A 22,198-nucleotide genomic window follows, 5' to 3' on the forward strand; every position below is an offset into this window, starting at 1 on the left:
ACCCGAAAAAATAAAAAAGAAGGCCGCGCCAATTATTCCCCTGGGCAATTGGACAGCAAAAATAAATCAAAGGAATTCAATGATGGTCGCTCTCAAAAAGACAATTCGCCGTCTGCGTGACATTGCAATTGCAACCCTGGCAAGCACGATCTCGTGCTTCGCAATAACCGCACCTTTACAAGGCCGTTTTGAATATTTAAACGAAGGGTGCGGAATTTCCGATTCGCGAGAATGGCATGTAGTGCCTTGCGAAAAATTCGCCAATGCCGAGATATTTGCGAAATCGCATTATGGACAAAGTATATCTATTGCCGGCATGTTGGCTCGGGAATTAGGGACTTATTAGACTTGATGAAATCGTCATTGGGCCGGCCGCATTATCAAGTAACCGCCGCCTCTATAGCGGGGCACGGGTGTTGAGTCAGAGCGGATGTCTTTTACGGGTGGCAGCGAGGCGGAGAATGGGCATTCAACGCATGCGTTTGTGTGACGCAACCGAAAATCCTGATGAAGGAGATCAAATGACTTCAATCGGTAGAACAGCATCAATAATTCGATGTCTAATATTTTCAGCGACTTTGACAGTGAAAATAAAAGGCTCAGCAAATGCGGCACCAATATTGATTATGAAATCATGGTGAAGATTGTAAATGCGAAAACGCTGAAAGAATGCGTGTCTCTAGGTGATTCCCTTCCCACACTTCAGAGAATTTAGGTAGAGCGTATGTGCCAACGAGATTAGAACCGCATTTTACGAGAATGGCAAAAGCCAGTTTGATTGGAAATATCTATGATTTCTGAAATTAAAAACCTCTTTCTTTCAATGCCAAAGTTTTTACTCCTAATTTTTTTGGCATCAAGCTTTCCTGCAGATGCGTCGCGCATTTTATTTTCGGATGAAATCGGGCCCAATGAATTTCAGCATTACACCACCGGCGTCAGGCAAGTAATAGTGGCCGTAAACAAAATGGATTCAACAACTCCGCCATATAGCGAAATCCGATTTCCAGAAATTGAAAAGGAGATCGGCCGTTATTAGCCTGTCAAACAGGTTGGTGCAAATAAAATGACGACTTGTAAGAATCGGAACCTCCATCGCGATCGTTCAAGAAAGTCCTGCGAAGCACGGCTGTGTCATCTATTTTCGAAGAGGCAGAGTTCAATTTCGCAAACACAGCTGTACGAACTCATCATAAAAAGCACTGGTCAAAAATTTTAATGCCTATTAAAACTGCCATTTTTTAAATGACGGCGCTTGCGAAAAAGAAGTCTAGGGTTTAAAAATCTCGTGCGCATGGAAAACTAAAAGGCCGGCAGGATGAATGGATTTCAATTATTCAAATATGGATTGCAGCGATGAATCGAATGCTGATATTGAATTATGTGCGATCTCCCTTCAATATGATTGGACCTAAAGAGATGGCCCTCTTGAATAAGCCCTCAGAGCTTCCGTTAATTCTCTTGACGGTCATTGCCCTCAGTTTTCCTGCCGTCGCCGAAGCACGAAAAATCCAGGGCTCCCCATTTCTGCTTGAAAAAGAGCAGGCACCGACGCCAATCGCGTACACCAGTTTTTCAAATAAATTACCAGTAGAGGAGAATTCATTTGAAGAGCGTTGGCATCCTCATTTTCAGGACAGCAGAGATTTCATTAGAGCCACTTTCTAAGGGCCAGCCGATCTCGCAGCATTCCCCGACAGCGCAACGGAACGCCAAGTACTGGCGTTCTGCTTGCTCGCAAATCACATAAGCAAGCGCCGATTCATCGCTTGGGAGGGCGGCATCGCGCCGCTAACCTGCGCAGCGCCGGACGTTCCTGCGAGGACAGGGCGATCCGGCGTTTTTCATTTCTGACGATGAGGGAATTCCAACCATGACGTTTTCGTTTCAGCGCGCCTTCTCGGTGATGGTGCTGTCGGTGGCCGGTCTGGGCGCGATGTCCGCGCAGGCGCAGGAGACGCTGCGCGTGGCAGCCTCGCCGGTGCCGCACGCCGAGATCCTCGAATTCATCCGCCCGCAGCTCAAGGCGCAGGGCGTGGACCTCGAGGTCAAGGTGTTCAACGACTACGTGCAGCCCAACCTCGCGGTCGGCGACAAGCAGCTCGACGCGAACTTCTTCCAGAACCGTCCCTACCTCGATTCCTTCAACAAGGACCGCAAGACCGACATCGTCGAGGTGCCGAACAGCGACGTGCACATCGAGCCCTTCGGCGCCTACTCGCAGAAGATCAAGAAGGCGGCCGACCTGCGCGAGGGCGCGGTGGTGGCGATCCCCAACGATCCGTCGAACTCGGGCCGCGCGCTGGCGCTGCTGGCCAAGCAGGGCCTGCTCAAGCTCAAGGACCCGGGCAACATCAAGTCGACCGCGCGCGACATCGTCTCGAACCCGAAGAAGCTGGTGATCCGCGAGATCGAATCGGCGCAGCTGCCGCGCGCGCTGCCCGACGTGGACCTCGCGCTGATCAACACCAACTACGCGCTCGAGGCCAAGCTCGATCCGGGCCGCGACGCGCTGTTCATCGAGGACGGCCGCCATTCGCCCTACGCGAACTTCATCGCGGCGCGCAAGGACAACCTGCAGTCGCCGGCCATCGCCAAGCTGGTGAAGACGCTGCACACGCCCGAGGTGCGCAAGTTCATCCAGGACAAGTACAAGGGCGCGGTCATCCCGGCGTTCTGAGCGAGCTTCGTTGGCCACACGCATCCGAACATGACATCTCCCTCTCGCAACAAGAGCATCGCCCCGCTGCGTCGCCGCACGCTGGCCGCCGGCGCCGCCGGCGCCGCCGCGCTCTCGGCCCTCGCGCTGCTGGCCGCGCCAGCGGCCTGGGCCCAGCCCCGGCAGGGCGGCACGCTGAACTGGCTGGTCAATCCCGTGCCCGCTTCCATCGTGCCGCTGACGACCACGGCCGGCGGCAATGCCGAGATCGGCCCGAAAATCGTCGAAGGCCTGCTGACCTACGACTACGAGCTCAAGCCCAAGCCGCTGCTGGCCACCGCCTGGTCGCTGAGCGCCGATGGCCTGCAATACACCTTCACCTTGCGCAAGGGCGTGAAGTGGCACGACGGCAAGGACTTCACGTCGGCCGACGTGGCCTTCTCGATCCTGACGCTCAAGCAGGTGCATCCGCGCGGCCGCGGCACCTTCGCCAACGTGGTGGAGGTGCGCACGCCCGATCCCTACACGGCCGTGGTGGTGCTGAGCAAGCCCGCGCCCTTCCTGCTGACGGCCCTGGCCGCGACCGAATCGCCGATCGTGCCCAAGCACCTGTACGAAGGCACGGACATCGCGGCGAGCAAGTACAACAGCCAGCCGATCGGCACCGGTCCCTTCGTGTTCAAGGAGTGGGTGCAGGGCAGCCACATCATCCTCGAGCGCAACCCGAACTACTGGGACAAGCCCAAGCCTTATCTCGACCGCGTGGTGGTGCGCTTCGTGCTCGATGCCGCCGCGCGCGCCGCGGCGCTCGAGTCGGGCGCGGCCGACCTGGCCAACGGCACCGGCGGCATCCCGCTGTCGGACGTGGAGCGCTTCCGCAAGCTGCCCGGCGTCGAGATCGATACGCGCATCTCGCCCTACCTCGGCAGCCACCAGCAGATCTACTTCAACCTCGACACGCCGGCGCTGCAGAAGGTGGAGGTGCGTCGTGCCATTGCTCAGGCGATCGACGTGAATGCCTTCGCCAAGACGGTCTGGTACGGCCTGGGCACGCCCTCGGCCTCGCCGATCGGCAAGGGGATCTCGCGCTACCACGATGCGAGCATCCAGCCCTATCCCTACGACCCGAAGGCGGCCGAGGCCGCGCTCGACGCGGCCGGCTTCAAGCGCGGCGCGGGCGGCACGCGGCTCAAGCTGCGCGTGCTCTACAACCCGTTCCAGGAACGCCGCGCGGCCGACTTCGTGCGCCAGTCGCTGGGCCGCATCGGCATCGACGCCGCGGTCGAGAGCTACGACTTCGCGACCTACGTGACCAAGGCCTACACGGAGCGCGCCTTCGACATCACGCTCGAGAGCCTCACCAACCTGTTCGATCCCACGGTGGGCGTGCAGCGCGTGTTCTGGTCGAAGAACTTCAAGGTCGGCCTGCCGTTCTCGAACGCGGCGCACTACGTCAATCCCGAGGTCGACCGGCTGCTGGAAGCGGCGGCCGTGGAGGTGGACGAGACCAGGCGGCGCCAGCTCTTCGTCGACTTCCAGCAGATCGTGCACCGCGACGTGCCCTCGATCGAGCTGGGCGCGAATCCGGCGATCACGGTGCTCGCGAAGAAGGTGCGCGACTACGGGCCGACGGGCGAGCACATCCGCGGGAGCTTCGCGGATCTGTACTTCCAGCCCTGAAGCCGCGCCGGCCGGCCGCTCAGGCGGCCGCCGGAAAGCGCGGCACCGCCGCTGCCAGCTCGGCGGTGTAGGGATGCCGCGGGCGCTCGAACAGCGCTTGCGGCGCCCCTTCGTCGACGATGCGCCCCGCGCGCATCACCAGCACACGCTCGCACAGCAGCCGCACCACGCCGAGGTCGTGCGAGATGAACAGGATCGCGAGGCCGAGCTCGCGGCGCAGCCCCGCCAGCAGCGCGAGCAGGCCGGCCTGCACCGAGACGTCGAGCGCCGCGGTGGGCTCGTCGAGGATCAACAGCTCGGGCGCGGGCGCCAGCGCGCGCGCGATGCCCACGCGCGCGGCCTGGCCGCCCGAGAGCTGGTGCGGCCGGCGCGCCAGCAGCTCGTCGCCGAGTTGCACGCGCCGCGCGGTCTGCAGCACGCGTTCGCGCAACGCGGCGCCGTCGAGCGCCGCGAGCCGGCGCAGCGGATCGGCGATCGCCTCGAAGGCGCTGCGGCGCGGGTCCAGGCTTTCGTAAGGGTCCTGGAACACCATCTGGATGCGATGGCGCCAGCGCGCCTCGGCCGCCTGGCCGGCACGCACGGTGGCCAGATCGATGCCGTCGAACAGCAGCCGGCCCGACAGCGGATCGGCCAGCCGCGCGAGCACGGATGCCAGGGTCGACTTGCCGCAGCCCGATTCGCCGATGAGGCCCAGCGCCTCGCCGCGCGCCAGCGCGAAGCTCACGCCGTCGACGGCCGGCAGCCAGCGGCGGCGATGCAACAGACCGCCCCAGGCCGGCACCGCGGGCAGGGCATGGCGCGCGTGCAGGTCCTCGACGCGCAGCAGCGCTTGCGAATCGCCCATGGGATCAGCGCAGCCCGATGCGTTGCGCGGCCAGCGCCTCGACCAGCCGGTGGCGGCCGCGCAATTGCGCGGGATCGCGCAGCCGTGCCAGCGAATGGTCGCTCCAGCGCACCGCCGGCATGCCCTGCGAGGCATAGAAGGACTGCATGGTCGCGTCGTAGTGCTTCACATGGCCGACGGTGTCGCTGGCCGCATGGCGTTCGTGCGAGAGCACCGCGCGCTGCGGCAGCCGCGGCTTGACGGCCGCGGGCCGCGCCGGATCGGGCCAGCCGATGCACAGGCCGACGACCGCGAACACGCCGGGCGGCAGGCCCAGTTCGGCCGCCACCTCCTCGGGCCGGTTGCGGATCGCGCCGAGGTAGACGGTGCCCAGCCCCAGCGATTCGGCCGCGGTCACGGCGTTCTGCGCGGCCAGCGCGGCATCGATCACGGCCATCAGCGAGGTGTCGAGGAAGTCGGCGCCCTCGATCGGCACGGCCGCGTCGTCGGCCAGGGTGCGCAGGCGTGCGACGTCGGCCAGCCACACCAGCAGCAGCGGCGCCTCGCGCACCTGTGCCTGCCGGCCCGCGTACTCGGCGATGCGGGCCCGGCGTTCGAGGTCTTCCACGGCCACCACGCTCCAGGTCTGCAGGTTCGACGAGCTGGGCGCCGACTGCGCCGCGGCGATCAGCCATTCGAGCGTGCCTGGCGGCAGCGCGCGCTCGGCATCGAAGGCGCGCACCGAGCGGTGGGCCAGCAGGGTTTCGAGCACGGGATTGGCCGGTGGCGGCGCGGACTGCGGCGACTCGCCGCCGTAGCGGCTGCGAAAGAGCGAGGCCAGGGTGTCGGACGTGGGCTGTGTCATGCGGGGACTGCTTCGGGTGTCGGGTTGACGGGATGTTCGGCGCCGGGCCGCGCGGCCGGTGCCAGCGGCAGCCAGCAATGCACGCGGTGCGCGGTGCCTTGCCGCTGCGCCACCGGCGGCTGCATCCGGCAGCGCGCCTCGGCCTGCGGGCAGCGCTCGGCGAAGCGGCAGGCCGGCAGGTCGGTGCGCGCGAGATCGGGCAGCCGGCCATCGACGCCGCGCAACGCGTCGAGCGTGTGCGCCGATTGCGGCGTGGCGCGCAGCAGCTGGCGCGTGTAGGGATGGGCCGCGCCCTCGCGCAGGTGCCGCGAGGGCAGGGTCTCGACCACCTGGCCCGCATGCATCACGGCGATGCGGTCGCAGCGCTGCGCGGCCAGCGCGAGGTCGTGGGTGATCAGCAGGGTCGCCAGCCCACGCTCGCGCGCGAGGCCGGCCAGCAGGTCGAGCACCCGCGCCTGCGTGACCACGTCGAGGCCGGTGGTCGGCTCGTCGGCGATCAGCAGCTCGGGCTCGCCGGCCAGTGCCAGCGCGATCATCGCGCGCTGGCACTGGCCGCCCGAGAGCTGGTGGGCAAAAGCGCGCAGCCGGCGCTCGGGCTCGGGCAGGCCCACGCGCTCGATCCATTCGAGCGCGGCCTGGCGCGCGGCGCGTGCCGACAGGCCGCGGTGCAGCCGCAGCACCTGCTGCAGCTGGTCGCCGATGGTGCGCAGCGGATGCAGCGCGCGGCGCGGACTCTGGAATACGAAGCCGATGCGTCGGCCGCGCAGCGCATCCCAGGCCGCGTGCGCCGGACGGCCGCTGTCGTCGAGCAGGTCGAGCCCCTGGAAGCGCAACCGCCGCGCGGCCGCGTCGGCCTGCGCATCGAGCAGGCCCGCGAGCGCCAGCGCGGTCACCGACTTGCCCGATCCGCTCTCGCCGACCAGGCCCAGGGTTTCGCCGGCCGCGAGCTCGAGGCCCACGCGGTCGAGCACATGGACCGCGCCCTGCGCGCCATGGAAACGCAGGCTCAGCGCATCGACCTCGAGCAGCGGCGCGCTCATGGGCCGCTCCGGTCGGCGGCGCCGCGCGGATCGAGCCGGTCGCGCAGCGCGTCGCCCAGCAGCGTGAAGCAGCCCACGGCCATGAACAGCGCCAGGCCCGGGAAGCCCGCGAGCCACCACTGGCCCGTGATGATGTAGGGCGCGCCCTCGCTCACCAGCACGCCCCATTCGGGCGTCGGCGGCTTCACGCCGAGGCCGATGAAGGACAGGCCCGCGCCGTTGAGCAGCGCCCAGCCCAGGTTGATCGAGCCCTGCACCGCGAGCATGGGCAGCACGTGCGGCAGCAATACGCCGAACAGCAGCCGCGCCGGCCCCTGGCCGCCGAGCCGCGCGGCCAGCACGTAGCCGGCGCCGCGCCGCACGCCGACCTCGCTGCGCGCGAGCCGGATGTAGAAGGGCAGGTTGATCAGCGCCGTCGCATAGACGATGTTGACGACCGTGTTGCCCCACGCCGCGACCAGCGCCATCGCCACCACGAACAGCGGGAAGGCCATCAGCACGTCGACCAGCCGGCCGACCCAGCGGTCGAGCCGGCCGCCGACGAAGCCGCACAGCGCACCGATGGCGCTGCCCGCCGCCAGCGACAGCAGCACCGCGCCCGCGGCCATCGAGAGATCGAGCCGCGTGGCCACCAGCACGCGCGAGAACAGGTCGCGGCCCAGCGCGTCGGTGCCGAACCAGTGCAGCGCGCTCGGCGGCTGCAGCCGCGCGGGCACGTCGGTGGCCAGCGGATCGAAGGGCGCGAGCGCGGGGCCGGCGATGGCGGCGAGCAGCAGCAGCGCGAGCAGCAGCAGGCCCAGCGCCTCGTTGCCGCGCGGGCGCCAGCGCGGCCGTGCGTCTGCCTCGAACTTGCCCGGCACCGCGCTCATGCCGCATTCCCCACGCGCGGATCGATGCGCTCGTGAAGCAGGTCGATCGCGAAATTGACCAGCACGAACATCAGCGCCACCAGCAGCACGAAGCCCTGCAGCGGCGCATGGTCGGCCGCCATCAGCGCGTCGAGCGCATAGCTGCCGATGCCGGGCCAGGCGAACACCTTCTCGATCACCACGTTGGCGCTCAGCATGTACGAGAACACCATGCCGGCGCTCGTGACCACCGGCAGCAACGCCAGGTGCAGCGCGCCGGCCAGCACGGCGCGCGGCGGCAGGCCGAGCGCGCGCGCGGTGCGCACGGGGTCGCTGCGCAGCACGCCCAGCAGCGACGCGCGCGTGAGCCGCGCCACCGGCGCCAGCGAGAAGGCCGCCATCGCCACGCTCGGCAGCAGCAGCCGGCCGGCCGCGGAAACGAAGGCATCCCAGCGCAGCGCGAGCGCGGCATCGAGCAGCATGAAGCCGCTGCGCACCGGCGGCGGCGCGATCATCGCGTCGATGCGGCCCGTGGGTTCGGGCGCCCAGCCGAGCAGGAAATAGAAGACGTAGACCAGCAGCAGCGCGATCACGAAGCTCGGCACGCAGCTGCCGCCCACGGTGAGCACGGTGCAGGCGCGGTCCCACAGCGAGCGCGGGCGCAGCGCGGCCGCGGTGCCCAGCGGCAGTGCCACCAGCAGCGTGAGCACGAAGGCCGCGACGGTGAGCTCGAGCGAGGCCGGCAGGCGCTGCCACAGGTCGGTCAGCACCAGCTGCCCCGTCGTGTGCGACTGGCCCCAGTCGCCGTGCGCCAGGGCCTGCAGGTAGTGCCACAGCTGCGTGGGCAGCGGCAGGTCCAGGCCCATGCGCGCGCGGATCTGCGCGATCTCCTCCGGGCCGGCGTTCGGCCCCGAGGCGAGGAAGGCCGCGGGGTCGCCCGGCAGCACGTGCGTGAGCACGAAGGTGAAGACGGCCGTGCCCGCGAGCACCGGCACGGTGGCCGCGAGCCTGGAGACGACGCGCCGCGCGAAGCTCATTGGAACACCTTCGTGCTTCGCACTGCGGTGCGAGCTTGCTTGGGGCGGCCCGGCGCTGCGCTCATGAGCGCGTCAACGGCCGGAAGTCCACCTGGCCATGGATGTAGTAGGTGAAGCCCTGCAGGTCGGGCTGCAGCGCCGCCTCGAAGGTGGGCAGCCACAGCGGCACCAGCGGCACCTGCTCGAAGGCGATCTCGATCGCGCGCTGGATCGCGCGGTCGTACTTCGCGCGGTCGGTCTCCCAGCGCGCCTGCTCGAGCAGCTTCGCGAGCTCGTCGTTCTTGAAGGAGCCGAAGTTCCAGCGCCAGTCGCCCTGGAAGAAGATGCGGAAGAAGTAGTCGGGGTCGTTGAACCAGGCCGAGGAGCTGTCGATGAAGAAGGGCAGCTTCTTCTCGGTCTGCAGGGTGCCCCACTGGGCGCTGGGCACCTTCTCGATGCTCAGCGCGATGCCGATCTTCGCCAGCGCCTCCTGGATCAGCAGCGCCGCGGGCTCGGCCAGCGTGGCGTCGCCGACGTTGTAGCTGAAGCTGGTCTTGAAGCCCTGCGGATAACCGGCCTGTGCCAGCAACTCCTTCGCCTTGAGCAATTGGGTGTCGTAGGGATAGGGCTGCGGAAAGCGGCTGCTCGCGGGCTTGCCGGGTTTGGCGCCGTACAGCGCCTCGCCTCGGCCCAGGTTGGCGCCGCGCAGCAGGGTGGTGTAGGGCAGGGCGTAGGCGATGGCCTGGCGCACGCGCACGTCGTCGAAGGGCTTGGCCTGGGTGTTGAAGGCGACGAAGCGGAAGCTGGTCGTGACCGGCACCGACACCACCTTGGCGCGCGTGGTGTCGGTCAGCGCGTCGAGGTCCTTGGGCGGCAGCTGCAGCGCCACGTCGGCGTCACCCTTGAGCAAGGCGGCCACGCGGTTGGAGGCCGAGGGCACGACCTGGAACACGGCGCGGCGCAGCTGCGGCGCGCTGCCGCCCTTCCAGCCGTCGAAGCGGGTGTAGACCACCTGCTGGCCCGGCGTGAAGCTCTCGATGCGGAAGGCACCGCCGCCGGCTTCGTGCGCCTTGATCCATTCGGTGGCCCAGGGATCGGCCGCGGTGGCATGCGACTTCGCGAGCTCGCTGTTGAGCACCGAGGCGAAGCTCAGCGCGAGGTTCGGCAGCGTGTAGCGGTCGGCGCGCGGCAGCGCGATGCGGAAGGTGTGCGCATCCACCACCGTGAACTGCGAGGGATTCTCGAGCGAGCCGGTCGCGAGCTGGCGCTTGCTGGCCGGCAGCGAGACCGCGCGGTCGAGCGACCACTTCACGTCGGCGGCCGTCACCGGCTTGCCGTCGTGGAAGGTGGCGTCGCGGCGCAGGAAGAAGGTCAGGGTGCGGCCGTCGGCGCTGGTCTCGAAGCGCTCGGCCAGCTCGCCGCGGAAGCGCCCGTAGTCGTACTTGAAGACGCCCGGCGAGAGTTGCGCGCGGTCGAAGTTGATGAGCCGGTCGTAGACGTTGAAGAACAGGCCCAGCGATTCGCGGCTCACGCCCTCGCCGTGCGGGTCCTGCGAGTTGGGCGCGCCCTCGGAGAGCACGCGCAGCGTGTCCTTGCGCGCCTGGGCCCAGGCCGACAGCGGCAGGCTGGTGCCGGCGACGGTGCCGAGCGAGAAGGCGGCGCTGCCTTGTTGGATGAAACGGCGACGGTCCATGGTGATGGCTTTCGGAGAGACGATGAGGAATCAGATCGAGGCGTGGCGTTGCGGGCTGGCACCGTTGAGCCAGTGGTTGCCCACGGCATGCGGCTTCCAGCGCACCGGGTCGTGCACGGTGTGCGTGCGCGCGTTGCGCCAGTGGCGGTCGAGGTTGTGCTCGGCCAGCGTGGACTGCGTGCCCGCGAGCTCGATCAGCGCGGTGGCGGCCTCGAGCGCGAACTCGGTGCTCAGCATCTTGGCTTCGGCGACTGCGATCGAGGCCTCTGTCACGTGTTCGGCGCCGGGCTCGTCGCGCGCGCGGTCGAGCGCGCGGCCCGAGCGTTCGAGCAGCGCCTCGGCCGCATGCTGCTGGATCACCAGCCGGCCGATGCGCGCGAGCGTGAGCGGATCGTCGGCTGCGCGCGCCACGCCGCTGTCGGGCCAGGGCCGCGCGCGATCGCGCACCCAGTGGTGCAGGTCGGCCATGGCGGCACGGCCGATGCCGAGGTCGATGGCGGCGTGCAGGACCTGGGCGAACGGGCCGTGGATGGTCGGCGGCTCGAACAGTTGTGCGCGCGGCAGCACCTGCAGCGCGCCGACCGCGACGTTGTCGGCCGTGACGGTGCCGCTCGCGGTGGTGCGCTGGCCGAAGCCGCTCCAGTCGTCGACGACCTCGAGGCCCGGCGCCTCGCGCGCGACATAGACCAGCACCTGCTTGTCCTGCTCGTCCTTGGCCGCGACCGGCACCCAGTGCGCGAACAGCGCGCCGGTGCAGTAGAACTTGCGGCCGTCGAGTCGCAGGCCCTCGGGCGTGGCGCGCAGCCGCGCGGTCACGACCTTGGCGTTGGCGGTGCCGCTTTCCGACACCGCATTGCCGAAGCGCCGGCCCTCGATCGCCTCGCGGAAGAAGAACGTCTGCTGTTGCGCATCGCCGATCAGCCGCACCGCGTCGACCAGGCAGTAGTGGTTCTGCGGGATCTGGCCGAGCGCGGGATCGGCTTCGGAGATCAGCGCCGTGACCTCGGCCAGCGTGGCATGCGAGACCGCGGCGCCGCCGAAGGCGCGCGGCACCGTGATGCCCCAGAGGCCGCTGGCCGAGAAGCGCTCGACCTCCTCGAAAGGCAGGCGGCGCTGCCGGTCGCGTTCGGAGGCGCCGGCGGCGAAATCGGCCGCGAGGCGGCGTGCGATGGCGAGGGCCTCGGCATCGTCGCGCACGACGTGGACCGGGCCGGTGGGGAGGGAGGAGGGAGCTGTCATGGCGATGCGGAGGTGCGTCGCCGCACCCCGGTGTGGGAGGACGGCAGCCGGGCGCGGCCCGGGCCGAAGATCTTTTCGCGCCAGCTGCCTTCGGCATAGGCGCGCTTGTGCAGGCCGCGGCGCTGCAGCTCGGGCACCACGAGGTCGACGAAATGCTCGAGGCCCTCGGGGCTCACGGTGCGCACGAGGTTGAAGCCATCGATGCCGGCCTCGCTGACCCAGGCCTCGATGGTGTCGGCGATCTGCGCGGGCGTGCCGACCACGGGCGCATGGCGCGCGCCCAGCGGCATCTGCGCGAGCAGTGCGCGCGGGGTCAGCGGCGCGCCGCCGGGTCCCTTGAGCGAGGCGACCGAGCTCTGGATCGCATCGGCGCTCCCGCCGCCGATGGCGTCGTCGAGGCCATGGCGCGACAGGTCGTGGCCGATCGCGCTGCTGAACTGCACCAGGCCGGCCTCGGGCTGCGCATAGCGGCGGTACTCCTCGTAGCGCGCATGGGCCTCGGTTTCGGTGCGCCCGGTCACGACCAGCAGCGTGGTCACGAAGCGCACCGCGTCGGCATCGCGCCCGGCCTCGGCCAGCGCCGCGCGCAGCTTGCGCACCACGGCCGCGGTCGCGGCCAGGCCCTGGTTGGGCACGAACACCACCTCGGCATGGCGCGCCGCGAAGGCCGTGCCGCGCGCCGAGGCACCGGCCTGGAACAGCAGCGGCGTGCGCTGCGGCGAAGGCTCGCAGGGATGCACCGCATCGAGCCGCCAGCCTTCGCCCGCATGGCGGATGGCGCGCACGCGCGCGGGGTCGGCATAGATGCCGCGCGCGCGGTCGGCGATCACCGCGTCGTCGTCCCAGCTCTCTTCCCAGAGCCGGTAGACCAGCGTCATGAACTCGTCGGCCAGGTCGTAGCGCCGGTCGTGGCCGGTGGCGGCGGCCGCGCCCTGCGCGCGCGCCGAGCTGTCGAGGAAGCCGGTCACGATGTTCCAGCCGATGCGGCCCTCGCTCAGGTGGTCGAGCGTGGACATGCGGCGCGCGAAGGCATGCGGCGCCTCGGCCGCGATGGTGGCCGTGATGCCGAAGCCCAGGTGGCGCGTGACGCTGGCCATCGCGCTCACGAGCACGGCCGGGTCGTTGATCGGCACCTGGATGCCATGGCGCAGCGCGGCCTCGGGGCTGCCGCCCCAGACGTCGTAGACACCGGTCACGTCGGCGAGGAACAGGCCGTCGAACAGCCCGCGCTCGAGCGTGCGCGCGAGGTCGAGCCAGTAGGGCAGCCGCTTGTAGTCGGTGGCGCGGTCGCGCGGATGCCGCCACAGGCCGTGGGTCAGGTGGCTGGGCGTGTTCATGTCGAACGCGTTCAGCAGGATGGGACGGCGGGGAAGGGGCATGGCTGGCTCGCGCGCGCGCCGCCGCGCGGGGCGGTGGCGCGCATGGCGGTGCGCTTGGGGGAGGGCCGGTGGCGGTGTCAGTACGGGCGGCTGCCCGAGAGGCTGATGCGCTTGAGCACGCGGCGCTCGCCGTTGTCGAAGGCGCTGCGCGCATGCAGCGTGGCCTGGTTGTCCCAGTAGACGATGTCGCCCACGCTCCAGCGGTGCGTGTAGGCGAAGCGCGGCTGCAGCAGGTGCTGGCGCAGGCGCGCGATCAGCGCGGCGCCGTACTGCGGGTCGACGCCGACGATCTCGACCTCGGTGCGCGCCCCCAGGTAGAGCACGCGGCGGCCGCTGTCGGGATGGGTGCGCACCAGCGGATGCACCTCGAAGGGCTCGAGCGGCGTGATTTCGGGCGTGCGGTAGAGCGGGAAGCCGGTGGTGAGCGGCTTGAGCTTGCGCAGGAAGGGGTTGTAGGTGATGAGCCGCAGGTGCTCGATCTCGCGCTGCGTGCCGGCATCGAGTTCGTCCCAGGCGGCCGCGAGGTTGTACCAGGTGGTGTCGCCGCCCTCCGAGGGCACCTCGATGCCGTAGAGCAGCGAGCCCGACGACGGCACCGGCGTCCAGTGGTGGTCGGCATGCGCCGCGAGCTCGTCATGGCCGAGCACGCCGCCATCGACGTTCGACACCCGCACGATGTCGGGCGTGTTGCCGCCATAGGGATCGGAGCCGAGCACCGGCACGTTCGACGGCGGACGGAACACGGCGCCGAAGTAGCTGGCCAGGCGCTCGAACTGCGCGTCGTCGAGCCGCTGCTGCTTGAGCACGAGTACATGCCGCTCGAGCAGCGCCTCCTTGAGCGCACGCACCTGCGCGGCCGGCACCGGGCGCGTGGCATCGAGGCCTGTGACCTCGGCGCCGAGCGATGCATCGATCGCGGCGATCCTGAACGGGACAACGGAAGAAGGTTCGGCAACGGTCGGCCGTTCGGCGGCAAGCACGGAGGACATGGCGTGGGAGCGCGGGCGCGCTGGGTGGAATGGATGCTGCGCCCGATGCTAGGAAAGTTCGCATGGGTTGCATGCGCTCTTTGCGCATGTGCTTATGCGAAGAATCGAAGGGGAGTGGTTCGGGCCGGGCTCAGGTCTTTTTCTTTGGCATTCAGATCAACCGAAATAGAATGTCCAATATTTTTGACATATTTCGGATTCAACCTTCGCCATGAACCTGATCGACATCGGCCACGCGGTACGCGCCAGGCGCACTGAGTTGGGCTTGTCCCAGTCTCAGCTGGCGCACCTGAGCGGCCTGTCGCGGCAGACCCTGGTCGGCCTGGAGAACGGTGCGCTGGGCGACCTGGGCGTCAACCGCGTGGGCCAGGTGATGGCGGTGCTGGGGCTGGACAGCCCCGCGCCGGATACGCTGGCGCGGCGCAAGAAGCGTGGCCTGTGGATGGCGGCCAAGACGGCCAGCGTCAGCTACGCACGCGAGCTCGGCCCCGAAGCGCTGGAGAAGGTGCTGGCGAGCGGCGACGTGCCGCCGCCATTCACCGCGCACCTGACCCATCTGCTCGATGAAGCGCCCATTCCCGTCGTCGTGATGGCCGTGGAAGAAACCGCCTCGCGCGCGCGCCTGCCGCCGCGGCAGGTCTGGCGCAACGTGGCGAAGCTCGCGGAGTCCTTGTCCGTGCACCGGCGGGCGCTGTGGGCATGAAGCCGAGACCACTGCCCAACGGTCCCTGGGAGGCACTGTTCGCGCGGGCGCTGACGCTGCTCGACGACATCGGCCGGTACGGTGGCATCGCCGATCCGTTCTGGACCCTGGGCGGCGGGACCGTGCTGATGTTCCGCTACCGTCATCGGCTGAGCAAGGACATCGATATCTTCGTGCCCGATCCGCAATACCTCGGCTATGTCACGCCTCGGTTGAGCGACACGGCGGCGGACTTGACGCAGGACTACACCGAGCAGCCGGGCGCCTTCGTCAAGTTGCAGTTCGAGGAGGGCGAGGTCGACTTCGTGGCCGCTCCCAATCTGCTGCCGGACAAGGCCTGGGAAATCTGGCACATCGGCGGCCGACAGGTGAAGGTGGAGACAGCCGCCGAGATCATCGCCAAGAAGATGTACCACCGCGGCGACCGGGTCACGGCGCGCGATCTGTTCGACCTTGCACTCGTGATCGAACGCGAGCCCCTAGACCTTCTGCCGGCGGCGCCGTTCCTGCTGCGCCACCGGGACGCCTTTCTCGGACAGATCCGGCAACCGCATGCCGGCTTGCGCGCCGCGTTCGATGCGATCGCGACATTGGAGTACGCGCCGGACTTCGAGCACTGCGCGACCACGGCCGGGGAATTCCTGACCGGCCTGTAGCCCCTCAAGCCAGCACGTCCAACGACACGTGGTTCGCAAACCGAACCACGTCCGTGCTCTTCTTCAGGATCCCCGCATTCCGGAAGTCCGTCGCAAACGCCTCCACCTCGTTGCGCAGCGCCTTGCCCGCCGGATGGTGCTTGTAGGTCAGCTCGGTGAACAGCTTCTGCAGGTCTTCCACCGCGACCTTGGGCGCGTACTTGGCATAGATGCGCGCCGACTCGTTCGGGTTCTCGGCCACGTAGTCGGAGGCTTGCGCCAGCGCGCGCACGGTGGCGGCGGCGCGCGGCTTGTCGTTGCGCGCGAACTCGCCGCGCGCGCCGACGATGCAGCACAGGCGCTCGGCGTACTCGCCCTTGGCGCTGTTGGCGATCTCGGTGAAGACGCCGGGGTTGCGCTTCTCGATCAGGTAGACGTTCGGGTCGCCGTCGGCAATGGCCTGGATCTCGCCCTTCTTCACGGCGATGTCGAGCAGGTCGGCCGGATAGACGCGCCAGTCGACGTCCTTCTCGATGTCGATGCCCTTCTTCGCGAGATGGATCGCATAGAACTGGCGCGCCGGGCTGTTCTGGTCCGACACGCCGATGGTCTTGCCCTTGAGGCTCGCGAGCTCGGTGGTCACGCCGGCGGCCTTGGCGCCCACCAGCCGCAGGCAACCGCCGTGCACGCTGCCGACCACCTTCACGTCGAAGCCGGCTTCCAGCGGCTTGACCCAGCGGTGGATCAGGCCGACGCCGACATCGGCCTTGCCGGTGGCCAGTGCCTCGAGCATCTGGTCGGACGAGCCGGCCCAGTTCAGCAGCTCGACGTCGAGCCCGTTCTTCTCGAAGAAGCCGCGCTCGAGCGCGACCGGCACGGGCGCGAGGCAGAAGCCGGCCTGGCTCCAGGCAAAGGTCAGCTTGCGCGGTTGCGACCAGGCCGAGGCGCCGAGCAGGGCCGCGGAGCCCACGACGGCGGCGGCGGCGCCGGCTTGAAGGACGCTGCGGCGCGAAGGCGGCAGGCGTGAGGAAAGAGAGTCGGTCATCAGGGCTTCTCCACCGGAATATTCGAAGCGGCGAGTGTCCGAGCGCGGTCCGCGCCTATCCAACGAATGTTTTCAGTCATGCATATGTCCGGCCTGCAAGAGCGCGAAGCGCGCGCCATGCCTTGCTCGGAAAACGCATATCGCGCAGCGCTTTTTTTCGTTCCAGCGGCCCCGGGCAACGCGAAGAATGGCCGGCCTGATCTTCATGCCCCGGGACCTTCACACCATGCCAACACCGATCTCCCGCCAACGCTTCCTGCACCGGATCGCCGCGCTGTCGCTGGCCGGCGCCGCCTTCGCGCTGTCCGCACCCGTCCTGGCCGCGCCGGCCAGCGGCGAGCCCGTCTGGTTCGGCGTCAGCGGGCCGCTGACCGGCCAGAACGCGCAGTACGGCGCGCAGTGGAAGGCGGGCTTCGACCTCGCGCTCGAGCACATCAACGCGCAGGGCGGCATCCATGGCCGGCCGCTGGCCTACAACTTCGAGGACAGCCAGAGCGACCCGCGCCAGTCGGTCGCGATCGCGCAGAAGCTGGTGAACGACAAGCGCGTGCTGATCGAGCTCGGCGACTTCTCGAGTCCGGCCTCGATGGCGGCCTCGCCGATCTACCAGCGCGCGGGCCTGGTGCAACTGGGTTTCACCAACTCGCACCCCGACTTCACCAAGGGCGGCGATTACATCTGGAGCCCGTCGATCAGCCAGGCCGACGCGCAGCCGCTGCTGGCAGACCTCGCGGTCAAGACGCTGGGCTTCAAGCGCATCGCGGTGCTCTATCTCAACACCGACTGGGGCCGCACCAGCAAGGACGTGCTGGTGAAGGCCGCGCAGGAACGCGGCGCGCAGCTCGCCATCGCCGAGGGCTACCAGCCCGACGAGAAGGACTTCCGCTCCACGCTCGTGCGCGTGCGCGACGCCAACCCCGACGGCCTGGTGCTGATCTCCTACTACCCCGACGGCGCGCTCATCGCGGGTCAGGTGCGCAGCGTGGGCCTGAAGCAGTCGATCGCGGCGGTGGGCTCGGTCTATTCGCCCAAGTTCATCGAGCTCGGCGGCGCCGCGGTCAACGGCATCCACACCAACACCGCCTTCTTCCCCGAGGAGCCGCGCGCCGAGGTGCGCGACTTCGTGAAGAGCTTCCGCGCCAGGTACGACAAGGAACCCGACGCCTTCAACGCCTATGCCTACGACGCCGTGGTGTACGCGGCGGCCGCGCTGCGCCAGGCCGGCCCCAATGCCGACCGCAAGGCCGTGCGCGACGCCTTCTACAAGATCAAGGACGTTCCCAGCGTGATCTTCGGCAAGACCAGCTTCGATCCGCAGACGCGCCGCGTGATCGGCGTGAAGAGCGTGAACCTGGTGGTGAAGGACGGCAAGTGGGCGCAGCTCGACGAGAAGGCGGCGTTGGCCTCGACCAAATGAGCGTGCTCGCGCACGGCGCGCCTTTCCGTGAGGAGAGGGCGGTCCTTCGATGAACTTCGGCTCCTTCTTCGACTACACGGTCAACGGCCTGATCATCGGCAACATCTATGCGTTGCTGGCGGTCGGGCTGGCGCTGATCTTCGGCGTCTCGCACCTGATCAACTTCGCGCACGGCTCGGTCTACACCGTCGGCGCCTACATCGGCTGGGCCTCGATCACTTATCTGCACACGCCGCTGCCCGTGACGATCGCTCTGGTGGTGCTGGGCTCGGGCGCGCTCGGCATGCTGATCGAGCGCGTGGGATTGCGCCCGCTGCAGGGCGCGGCGCGCATCGCGCCGCTCTTGGCCACCATCGGCATCAGCTTCGTGCTCGACATCCTGGTGCAGCTGGTCTTCAGCCCCGATCCGCGCGCGCTGCCCACGGCGTTGCCCGACTGGCGGCTGCAGGTCGGCAGCGGCACCATCGGCGCGCTCGACCTGCTGATCGCGGGCATCGGCCTCGCGAGCGCGGCCGTGCTGTTCGGCTTCCTGCGCTTCACCAGGCTCGGCTGGGCGGTGCGCGCCACCGCGCAGGACCGCGACGCGGCGCAGCAGATGGGCGTCGACGTCGACCGCGTGAACCAGACCGTGTTCGCGATCGCGGCCGCGCTCGGCGGGCTGTCGGGCCTGCTGGTGGGCATGTACTACAACAACATCAGCCCAGCGATGAGCTTCCAGGCCACGCTCAAGGGCGTGGTGGCCACCGTGGTCGGCGGCGTGGGCAACGTGCCCGGGGCGATCGTCGGAAGCCTGTTGCTCGGGTTGATCGAGAGCTATGGCGTGGCGCTGCTGGGCACGCCCTACCGCAACCTGTTCGCCTTCGCGCTGCTGCTGGCGATCCTGGTGTGGAAGCCCAACGGCCTGTTCGGCCGCAAGCGCGCGCTGCCGCCCGAGCCGCTGACCGGTACCTTCATCGCGCCGAGCAAGCCCTGGCGCGTGCCGCGCCGGCTGCTCGTGGCGCTGTTCGCGGCCGCGGTGCTGCTGCCGCTGTTCGATCCCTCGCCCTACCTGCTGCAGACGCTCACCAATGCCTGGCTCTATGCGGCGCTGGCGCTGAGCCTCACGCTGGTGGCGGGCACCGTCGGCCAGATCTCGCTCGGCCATGCGGGGCTGCTGGCCATCGGCGCCTATGCCTCCTCGCTGCTGGTGCTCGACCTGCATCTGCCGGTGGGCACGGGCATCGTGCTGGCCGGCATCCTCACCTCGCTGATCGGCACCGCGCTGATCTTCCCGGCCTTCCGGCTGCGCGGCCACTACGTGTCGATCGCCACGCTGGGCATCGGCGAGATCGTGGCGCTCACCATCCTCAACTGGGAGAGCCTCACGCGCGGGCCGATCGGCGTCTCGGGCATTCCGCCGCTGTCGCTGTTCGGGCGCGATGCCTCGTCGAACGGCGCGATCTACTGGGCCTCGTTCGGCGCCATGGTGCTGCTCGCGCTGCTGCAGTGGCGGCTGCTGGGCTCGCACCTGGGCCGCACCTTCCGCGCGGTGCGCGAGGACGAGGTGGCCGCGCGCGCCTACGGCGTGAGCCCCGACCGCTACAAGGCGCTGGCCTTCGGCTTCGGCGGCTTCGCGGCCGGCGTGAGCGGCGCCTTCACGGCCCACATGTACTCGTACATCAACCACGAGACCTTCGGCTCGCAGATCGCGATCCTCGCGCTCACCATGGTGATCCTCGGCGGGCTCGGGAACATCAGCGGCGCGCTGCTCGGCGCGGTCGCGCTCGTGAGCCTGCCCGAACTGTTCCGCGTCACCGCCGAGTACCGCATGCTGATCTACGGCGTCGCGCTGCTGCTGCTGATCCGTTTCCGCCCGCAAGGCCTGCTGGGCACCGTCTGAAGAAAGAACCACACACCATGAGCCACCTCAACGACTACCTCGCCGAGAAGCGCGCCGCCGTGCTGGCGCGCAATGCCGCCGTCGACGCGGGCAGCGCGCAGCCGCTGCAACTGAAGGCCAGCGTCAAGGCCGAGGGCCGCAGCGGCGTACGCCGGCTGCGCATCCGCGACCACCAGGTCATCAGCGACAGCCCGCCGAACTTCGCGGGCTACGACCTCGGCCCGAGCTCGCCCGAGCTGCAGCTCGGCGTGCTCGGCACCTGCGTCACGCACATCTTCCTGATCCAGGCGGCCGAGCGCCAGGTGCCGCTCGAAAGCCTCGAGGTCGAGGTCACGGGCCTCATCGATCCGCGCGGCGGCAAGCCGGGCCACGAGAGCACGCCGATCTGGCCGCACCAGATCGGCTACACGGTGCACATCGATTCGCCCGCGAGCCGCGCCGAGATCGACGCGCTGTTCGAGGCAGTGGAGCGCAACTGCCCGATCCTCAACCTGCTGCGCAACCCGCAGACCATCCGCGCCGAGGTGAAGCTCGAGAACTCGAAGGCGCAGGCCGCCAACGCGCCGCAGGAAGCGGGCGATGCCATCGCTGCTTGAGATCCGCGGCCTGGTGCGCCGCTTCGGCGGCCTCACGGCCGTGAACGCGGTCGACCTGCACGTGGCCGAGGGCGAACTGCTCAGCGTGATCGGGCCCAACGGGGCCGGCAAGACCACGCTCTTCAACCTCGTGACCGGACTGGACCGGCCCGACGCGGGGCAGGTGCTGTTCGAGGGGCAGGACATCACGGGCCTGCCCGCGCAGCAGCTCGCCGCGCGCGGCCTGGCGCGCACCTTCCAGCATGGCCGCGTGTTCGCCAACCTCTCGGTGCTCGACAACGTGCTGGTCGGCGCGCACACCCGGCTGCGCGCCGTGAAGCCGCGCGTGGGCGGCGTGCCGGGCCTGGGCGCGCTGGCCGAACTGGCGCTCGCGCTGGTGCAGCCCGCCGCCGTGCGGCGCGAGGAGGAGACGCTGCGCCAGGAAGCGCTCGAGATCGTCGCGCTGTTCGGCGAGCGGCTGGCGCCGCGCATCGATCACCCGGCCTACAGCCTCTCGTACGCCAACCGCCGCCGCGTGGAGATCGCGCGCGCGCTCGCGCTCCAGCCCCGGCTGCTGCTGCTCGACGAACCCACGGCCGGCATGAACGAGAGCGAGACCGCCGAGATGCTCGAGATCATCCGCGGCCTGAAGGCGCGCGGCCAGACCATCCTCCTGATCGAGCACAAGCTCGACCTCGTGATGCAGCTGTCGGACCGCGTGGCCGTGCTCGACGACGGCCGCAAGATCGCCGAGGGCCGGCCCGACGACGTGCGCAACGACCCCGCGGTGATCGAGGCCTACCTCGGCCACCGGCAGGTGGGGCAGGTGGGCCAGGCACGGCCCGAGGCGGTGCCCGCATGATCGCCACCGTCGCCCGCACGGGCCTGCCGCCGTCGCCGTTGTGGGGAGACGGCCGCGACGAGGACCATGCCGCGCCGGCCGTGCCGCCCGCTGGCCCCGCGGCCCGCATCGCTGTTCATCCGCTGCTGCAGCTGCGCAAGGTCAACAGCTTCTATGGCCCGGTGCAGGCCCATTTCGACCTCGACATCGAGGTGCGCAAGGGCCAGATCGTGAGCCTGCTCGGCGGCAATGCCAGCGGCAAGTCGACCACCATGAAGATCGTGCTGGGCCTGCTCAAGCCGCGTTCGGGCGAGGTGCTGTTCGACGGCGTCTCGACGCTGGGCTTGAGCACGCCGCAGATCATCCGCAAGGGTATCGGCTCGGTGCCCGAGGCGCGCCGGCTGTTTCCCGCGATGACCGTGCGCGAGAACCTGCTGATGGGTGCCTACGCGCGCAACGACCGCCGCGCGGTGGCCGAGGACCTCGAGCGCATGCTCGAGCTGTTCCCGCGCGTGGCCGAGCGCATAGCCTTCCAGGCCGGCACGCTCTCGGGCGGCGAGCAGCAGATGGTGGCGATGGCGCGCGCGCTCATGGGCCGCCCGCAGCTCATCTGCATGGACGAGCCGACCATGGGCCTGTCGCCGCTGTATGTCGACAAGGTGCTCGAGCTGATCGCGCGCATCAATGCCCAGGGCGTCTCGGTCTTCATGGTCGAGCAGAACGCCAGTCTCGCGCTGCAGATCGCGCACCACGGCTACGTGCTGCAGACCGGGCGCATCGTGCTCTCGGGCCCGGCCGCCGCGCTGCTCGACGACCCGCGCATCCGCGATGCCTACCTGGGCGGCGACGGCGCCGCGCGCACCGCCTCCTGA

Annotated in this window: 21 protein-coding genes; 11 read left to right on the forward strand and 10 right to left on the reverse strand. The window is 68.6% G+C overall.

What is annotated here, in order from left to right:
• Positions 1-82: 82 nt before the first annotated feature.
• The 4 genes from R0232_RS35100 (at position 83) to R0232_RS35115 (ending at position 4,339) form a co-directional block, all read left to right on the forward strand.
• Positions 83-346, forward strand: coding sequence for a hypothetical protein (locus tag R0232_RS35100; RefSeq protein WP_431513902.1), 264 nt, complete (start codon positions 83-85; stop codon positions 344-346).
• A gap of 1,010 nt (positions 347-1,356) precedes the next feature.
• Entirely contained in the window at positions 1,357-1,668 is a 312-nt protein-coding gene (locus R0232_RS35105) for a hypothetical protein (protein WP_431513903.1), read from the forward strand.
• Between the two features lie 205 nt (positions 1,669-1,873).
• The gene (locus tag R0232_RS35110) at positions 1,874-2,680 is read left to right on the forward strand and encodes a MetQ/NlpA family ABC transporter substrate-binding protein (RefSeq protein ID WP_431513904.1); all 807 of its coding nucleotides are present in this window, start codon (positions 1,874-1,876) and stop codon (positions 2,678-2,680) included.
• Positions 2,681-2,710: 30 nt separating this feature from the next.
• Positions 2,711-4,339 carry an ABC transporter substrate-binding protein gene (locus R0232_RS35115; protein ID WP_431513905.1) on the forward strand — a complete coding sequence of 543 codons (1,629 nt, stop codon included), beginning with the start codon at positions 2,711-2,713 and terminating at the stop codon, positions 4,337-4,339.
• 19 nt (positions 4,340-4,358) lie between these two features.
• Here R0232_RS35115 and R0232_RS35120 read toward each other — a convergent pair whose 3' ends face one another.
• The 9 genes from R0232_RS35120 to R0232_RS35160 form a co-directional block, all read right to left on the reverse strand.
• The gene (locus R0232_RS35120; RefSeq protein ID WP_431513906.1) at positions 4,359-5,183 is read right to left on the reverse strand and encodes an ABC transporter ATP-binding protein; all 825 of its coding nucleotides are present in this window, start codon (positions 5,181-5,183) and stop codon (positions 4,359-4,361) included.
• A gap of 4 nt (positions 5,184-5,187) precedes the next feature.
• Positions 5,188-6,027, reverse strand: coding sequence for an NADPH-dependent oxidoreductase (locus R0232_RS35125; RefSeq protein ID WP_431513907.1), 840 nt, complete (start codon positions 6,025-6,027; stop codon positions 5,188-5,190).
• Entirely contained in the window at positions 6,024-7,067 is a 1,044-nt protein-coding gene (locus R0232_RS35130; protein ID WP_431513908.1) for an ABC transporter ATP-binding protein, read from the reverse strand. The genes R0232_RS35125 and R0232_RS35130 overlap by 4 nt, the downstream gene beginning before the upstream one ends.
• On the reverse strand, positions 7,064-7,936 hold the full coding sequence (locus tag R0232_RS35135; RefSeq protein WP_431513909.1) for an ABC transporter permease: 873 nt from the start codon (positions 7,934-7,936) through the stop codon (positions 7,064-7,066). Before R0232_RS35135 ends, R0232_RS35130 begins: the two co-directional genes overlap by 4 nt.
• Complete coding sequence (locus R0232_RS35140; RefSeq protein ID WP_431513910.1) at positions 7,933-8,952, reverse strand: ABC transporter permease; 1,020 nt, start codon at positions 8,950-8,952, stop codon at positions 7,933-7,935. The genes R0232_RS35135 and R0232_RS35140 overlap by 4 nt, the downstream gene beginning before the upstream one ends.
• A gap of 61 nt (positions 8,953-9,013) precedes the next feature.
• Positions 9,014-10,624, reverse strand: a complete 1,611-nt coding sequence (locus tag R0232_RS35145; RefSeq protein ID WP_431513911.1) for an ABC transporter substrate-binding protein — start codon at positions 10,622-10,624, stop codon at positions 9,014-9,016.
• 30 nt (positions 10,625-10,654) lie between these two features.
• Positions 10,655-11,863, reverse strand: coding sequence for an SfnB family sulfur acquisition oxidoreductase (locus R0232_RS35150; RefSeq protein WP_431513912.1), 1,209 nt, complete (start codon positions 11,861-11,863; stop codon positions 10,655-10,657).
• Entirely contained in the window at positions 11,860-13,242 is a 1,383-nt protein-coding gene (locus tag R0232_RS35155) for an LLM class flavin-dependent oxidoreductase (RefSeq protein ID WP_431513913.1), read from the reverse strand. The genes R0232_RS35150 and R0232_RS35155 overlap by 4 nt, the downstream gene beginning before the upstream one ends.
• Positions 13,243-13,319: 77 nt before the next feature.
• Positions 13,320-14,231, reverse strand: a complete 912-nt coding sequence (locus R0232_RS35160) for a TauD/TfdA dioxygenase family protein (RefSeq protein ID WP_431513914.1) — start codon at positions 14,229-14,231, stop codon at positions 13,320-13,322.
• Between the two features lie 211 nt (positions 14,232-14,442).
• On the opposite strand from R0232_RS35160, the gene R0232_RS35165 reads away from it, so the two are divergent.
• Both R0232_RS35165 and R0232_RS35170 read left to right on the forward strand, forming a co-directional pair.
• Entirely contained in the window at positions 14,443-14,934 is a 492-nt protein-coding gene (locus R0232_RS35165) for a helix-turn-helix domain-containing protein (RefSeq protein WP_431513915.1), read from the forward strand.
• The gene (locus tag R0232_RS35170; protein ID WP_431513916.1) at positions 14,931-15,590 is read left to right on the forward strand and encodes a nucleotidyl transferase AbiEii/AbiGii toxin family protein; all 660 of its coding nucleotides are present in this window, start codon (positions 14,931-14,933) and stop codon (positions 15,588-15,590) included. Before R0232_RS35165 ends, R0232_RS35170 begins: the two co-directional genes overlap by 4 nt.
• 4 nt (positions 15,591-15,594) lie before the next feature.
• On the opposite strand, the gene R0232_RS35175 is transcribed toward R0232_RS35170, so the two are convergent.
• Entirely contained in the window at positions 15,595-16,614 is a 1,020-nt protein-coding gene (locus R0232_RS35175) for an ABC transporter substrate-binding protein (RefSeq protein WP_208509415.1), read from the reverse strand.
• Positions 16,615-16,840: 226 nt separating this feature from the next.
• On the opposite strand from R0232_RS35175, the gene R0232_RS35180 reads away from it, so the two are divergent.
• The 5 genes from R0232_RS35180 to R0232_RS35200 are packed head-to-tail and all read left to right on the forward strand — an operon-like array spanning position 16,841 to position 22,198.
• Positions 16,841-18,031, forward strand: a complete 1,191-nt coding sequence (locus R0232_RS35180) for an ABC transporter substrate-binding protein (protein ID WP_431513917.1) — start codon at positions 16,841-16,843, stop codon at positions 18,029-18,031.
• A 49-nt stretch (positions 18,032-18,080) separates the two neighbouring features.
• On the forward strand, positions 18,081-19,910 hold the full coding sequence (locus R0232_RS35185; RefSeq protein ID WP_431513918.1) for an ABC transporter permease: 1,830 nt from the start codon (positions 18,081-18,083) through the stop codon (positions 19,908-19,910).
• 17 nt (positions 19,911-19,927) lie between these two features.
• A complete protein-coding gene (locus tag R0232_RS35190) occupies positions 19,928-20,506 on the forward strand; it encodes an OsmC family protein (protein ID WP_431513919.1) in 579 nt (192 codons plus the stop codon).
• Complete coding sequence (locus R0232_RS35195) at positions 20,490-21,347, forward strand: ABC transporter ATP-binding protein (RefSeq protein ID WP_431513920.1); 858 nt, start codon at positions 20,490-20,492, stop codon at positions 21,345-21,347. Before R0232_RS35190 ends, R0232_RS35195 begins: the two co-directional genes overlap by 17 nt.
• Positions 21,344-22,198: an ABC transporter ATP-binding protein gene (locus tag R0232_RS35200; protein ID WP_431513921.1), complete on the forward strand. Its 855-nt coding sequence runs from the start codon at positions 21,344-21,346 to the stop codon at positions 22,196-22,198. Before R0232_RS35195 ends, R0232_RS35200 begins: the two co-directional genes overlap by 4 nt.

Origin of the sequence: Variovorax sp. DAIF25, from assembly GCF_050711835.1 — a bacterium.
In the GTDB taxonomy this organism is placed as follows: domain Bacteria; phylum Pseudomonadota; class Gammaproteobacteria; order Burkholderiales; family Burkholderiaceae_C; genus Variovorax.

What these genes read in the sequence shown, in the direction of transcription:
- R0232_RS35100 (WP_431513902.1), top strand. Translation starts at nt 83, where the DNA reads ATGGTCGCTCTCAAAAAGACAATTCGCCGTCTGCGTGACATTGCAATT.
- R0232_RS35105 (WP_431513903.1), top strand. Translation starts at nt 1,357, where the DNA reads ATGAATCGAATGCTGATATTGAATTATGTGCGATCTCCCTTCAATATG.
- R0232_RS35110 (WP_431513904.1), top strand. Translation starts at nt 1,874, where the DNA reads ATGACGTTTTCGTTTCAGCGCGCCTTCTCGGTGATGGTGCTGTCGGTG.
- R0232_RS35115 (WP_431513905.1), top strand. Translation starts at nt 2,711, where the DNA reads ATGACATCTCCCTCTCGCAACAAGAGCATCGCCCCGCTGCGTCGCCGC.
- R0232_RS35120 (WP_431513906.1), bottom strand. Translation starts at nt 5,183, where the DNA reads ATGGGCGATTCGCAAGCGCTGCTGCGCGTCGAGGACCTGCACGCGCGC.
- R0232_RS35125 (WP_431513907.1), bottom strand. Translation starts at nt 6,027, where the DNA reads ATGACACAGCCCACGTCCGACACCCTGGCCTCGCTCTTTCGCAGCCGC.
- R0232_RS35130 (WP_431513908.1), bottom strand. Translation starts at nt 7,067, where the DNA reads ATGAGCGCGCCGCTGCTCGAGGTCGATGCGCTGAGCCTGCGTTTCCAT.
- R0232_RS35135 (WP_431513909.1), bottom strand. Translation starts at nt 7,936, where the DNA reads ATGAGCGCGGTGCCGGGCAAGTTCGAGGCAGACGCACGGCCGCGCTGG.
- R0232_RS35140 (WP_431513910.1), bottom strand. Translation starts at nt 8,952, where the DNA reads ATGAGCTTCGCGCGGCGCGTCGTCTCCAGGCTCGCGGCCACCGTGCCG.
- R0232_RS35145 (WP_431513911.1), bottom strand. Translation starts at nt 10,624, where the DNA reads ATGGACCGTCGCCGTTTCATCCAACAAGGCAGCGCCGCCTTCTCGCTC.
- R0232_RS35150 (WP_431513912.1), bottom strand. Translation starts at nt 11,863, where the DNA reads ATGACAGCTCCCTCCTCCCTCCCCACCGGCCCGGTCCACGTCGTGCGC.
- R0232_RS35155 (WP_431513913.1), bottom strand. Translation starts at nt 13,242, where the DNA reads ATGCCCCTTCCCCGCCGTCCCATCCTGCTGAACGCGTTCGACATGAAC.
- R0232_RS35160 (WP_431513914.1), bottom strand. Translation starts at nt 14,231, where the DNA reads ATGTCCTCCGTGCTTGCCGCCGAACGGCCGACCGTTGCCGAACCTTCT.
- R0232_RS35165 (WP_431513915.1), top strand. Translation starts at nt 14,443, where the DNA reads ATGAACCTGATCGACATCGGCCACGCGGTACGCGCCAGGCGCACTGAG.
- R0232_RS35170 (WP_431513916.1), top strand. Translation starts at nt 14,931, where the DNA reads ATGAAGCCGAGACCACTGCCCAACGGTCCCTGGGAGGCACTGTTCGCG.
- R0232_RS35175 (WP_208509415.1), bottom strand. Translation starts at nt 16,614, where the DNA reads ATGACCGACTCTCTTTCCTCACGCCTGCCGCCTTCGCGCCGCAGCGTC.
- R0232_RS35180 (WP_431513917.1), top strand. Translation starts at nt 16,841, where the DNA reads ATGCCAACACCGATCTCCCGCCAACGCTTCCTGCACCGGATCGCCGCG.
- R0232_RS35185 (WP_431513918.1), top strand. Translation starts at nt 18,081, where the DNA reads ATGAACTTCGGCTCCTTCTTCGACTACACGGTCAACGGCCTGATCATC.
- R0232_RS35190 (WP_431513919.1), top strand. Translation starts at nt 19,928, where the DNA reads ATGAGCCACCTCAACGACTACCTCGCCGAGAAGCGCGCCGCCGTGCTG.
- R0232_RS35195 (WP_431513920.1), top strand. Translation starts at nt 20,490, where the DNA reads ATGCCATCGCTGCTTGAGATCCGCGGCCTGGTGCGCCGCTTCGGCGGC.
- R0232_RS35200 (WP_431513921.1), top strand. Translation starts at nt 21,344, where the DNA reads ATGATCGCCACCGTCGCCCGCACGGGCCTGCCGCCGTCGCCGTTGTGG.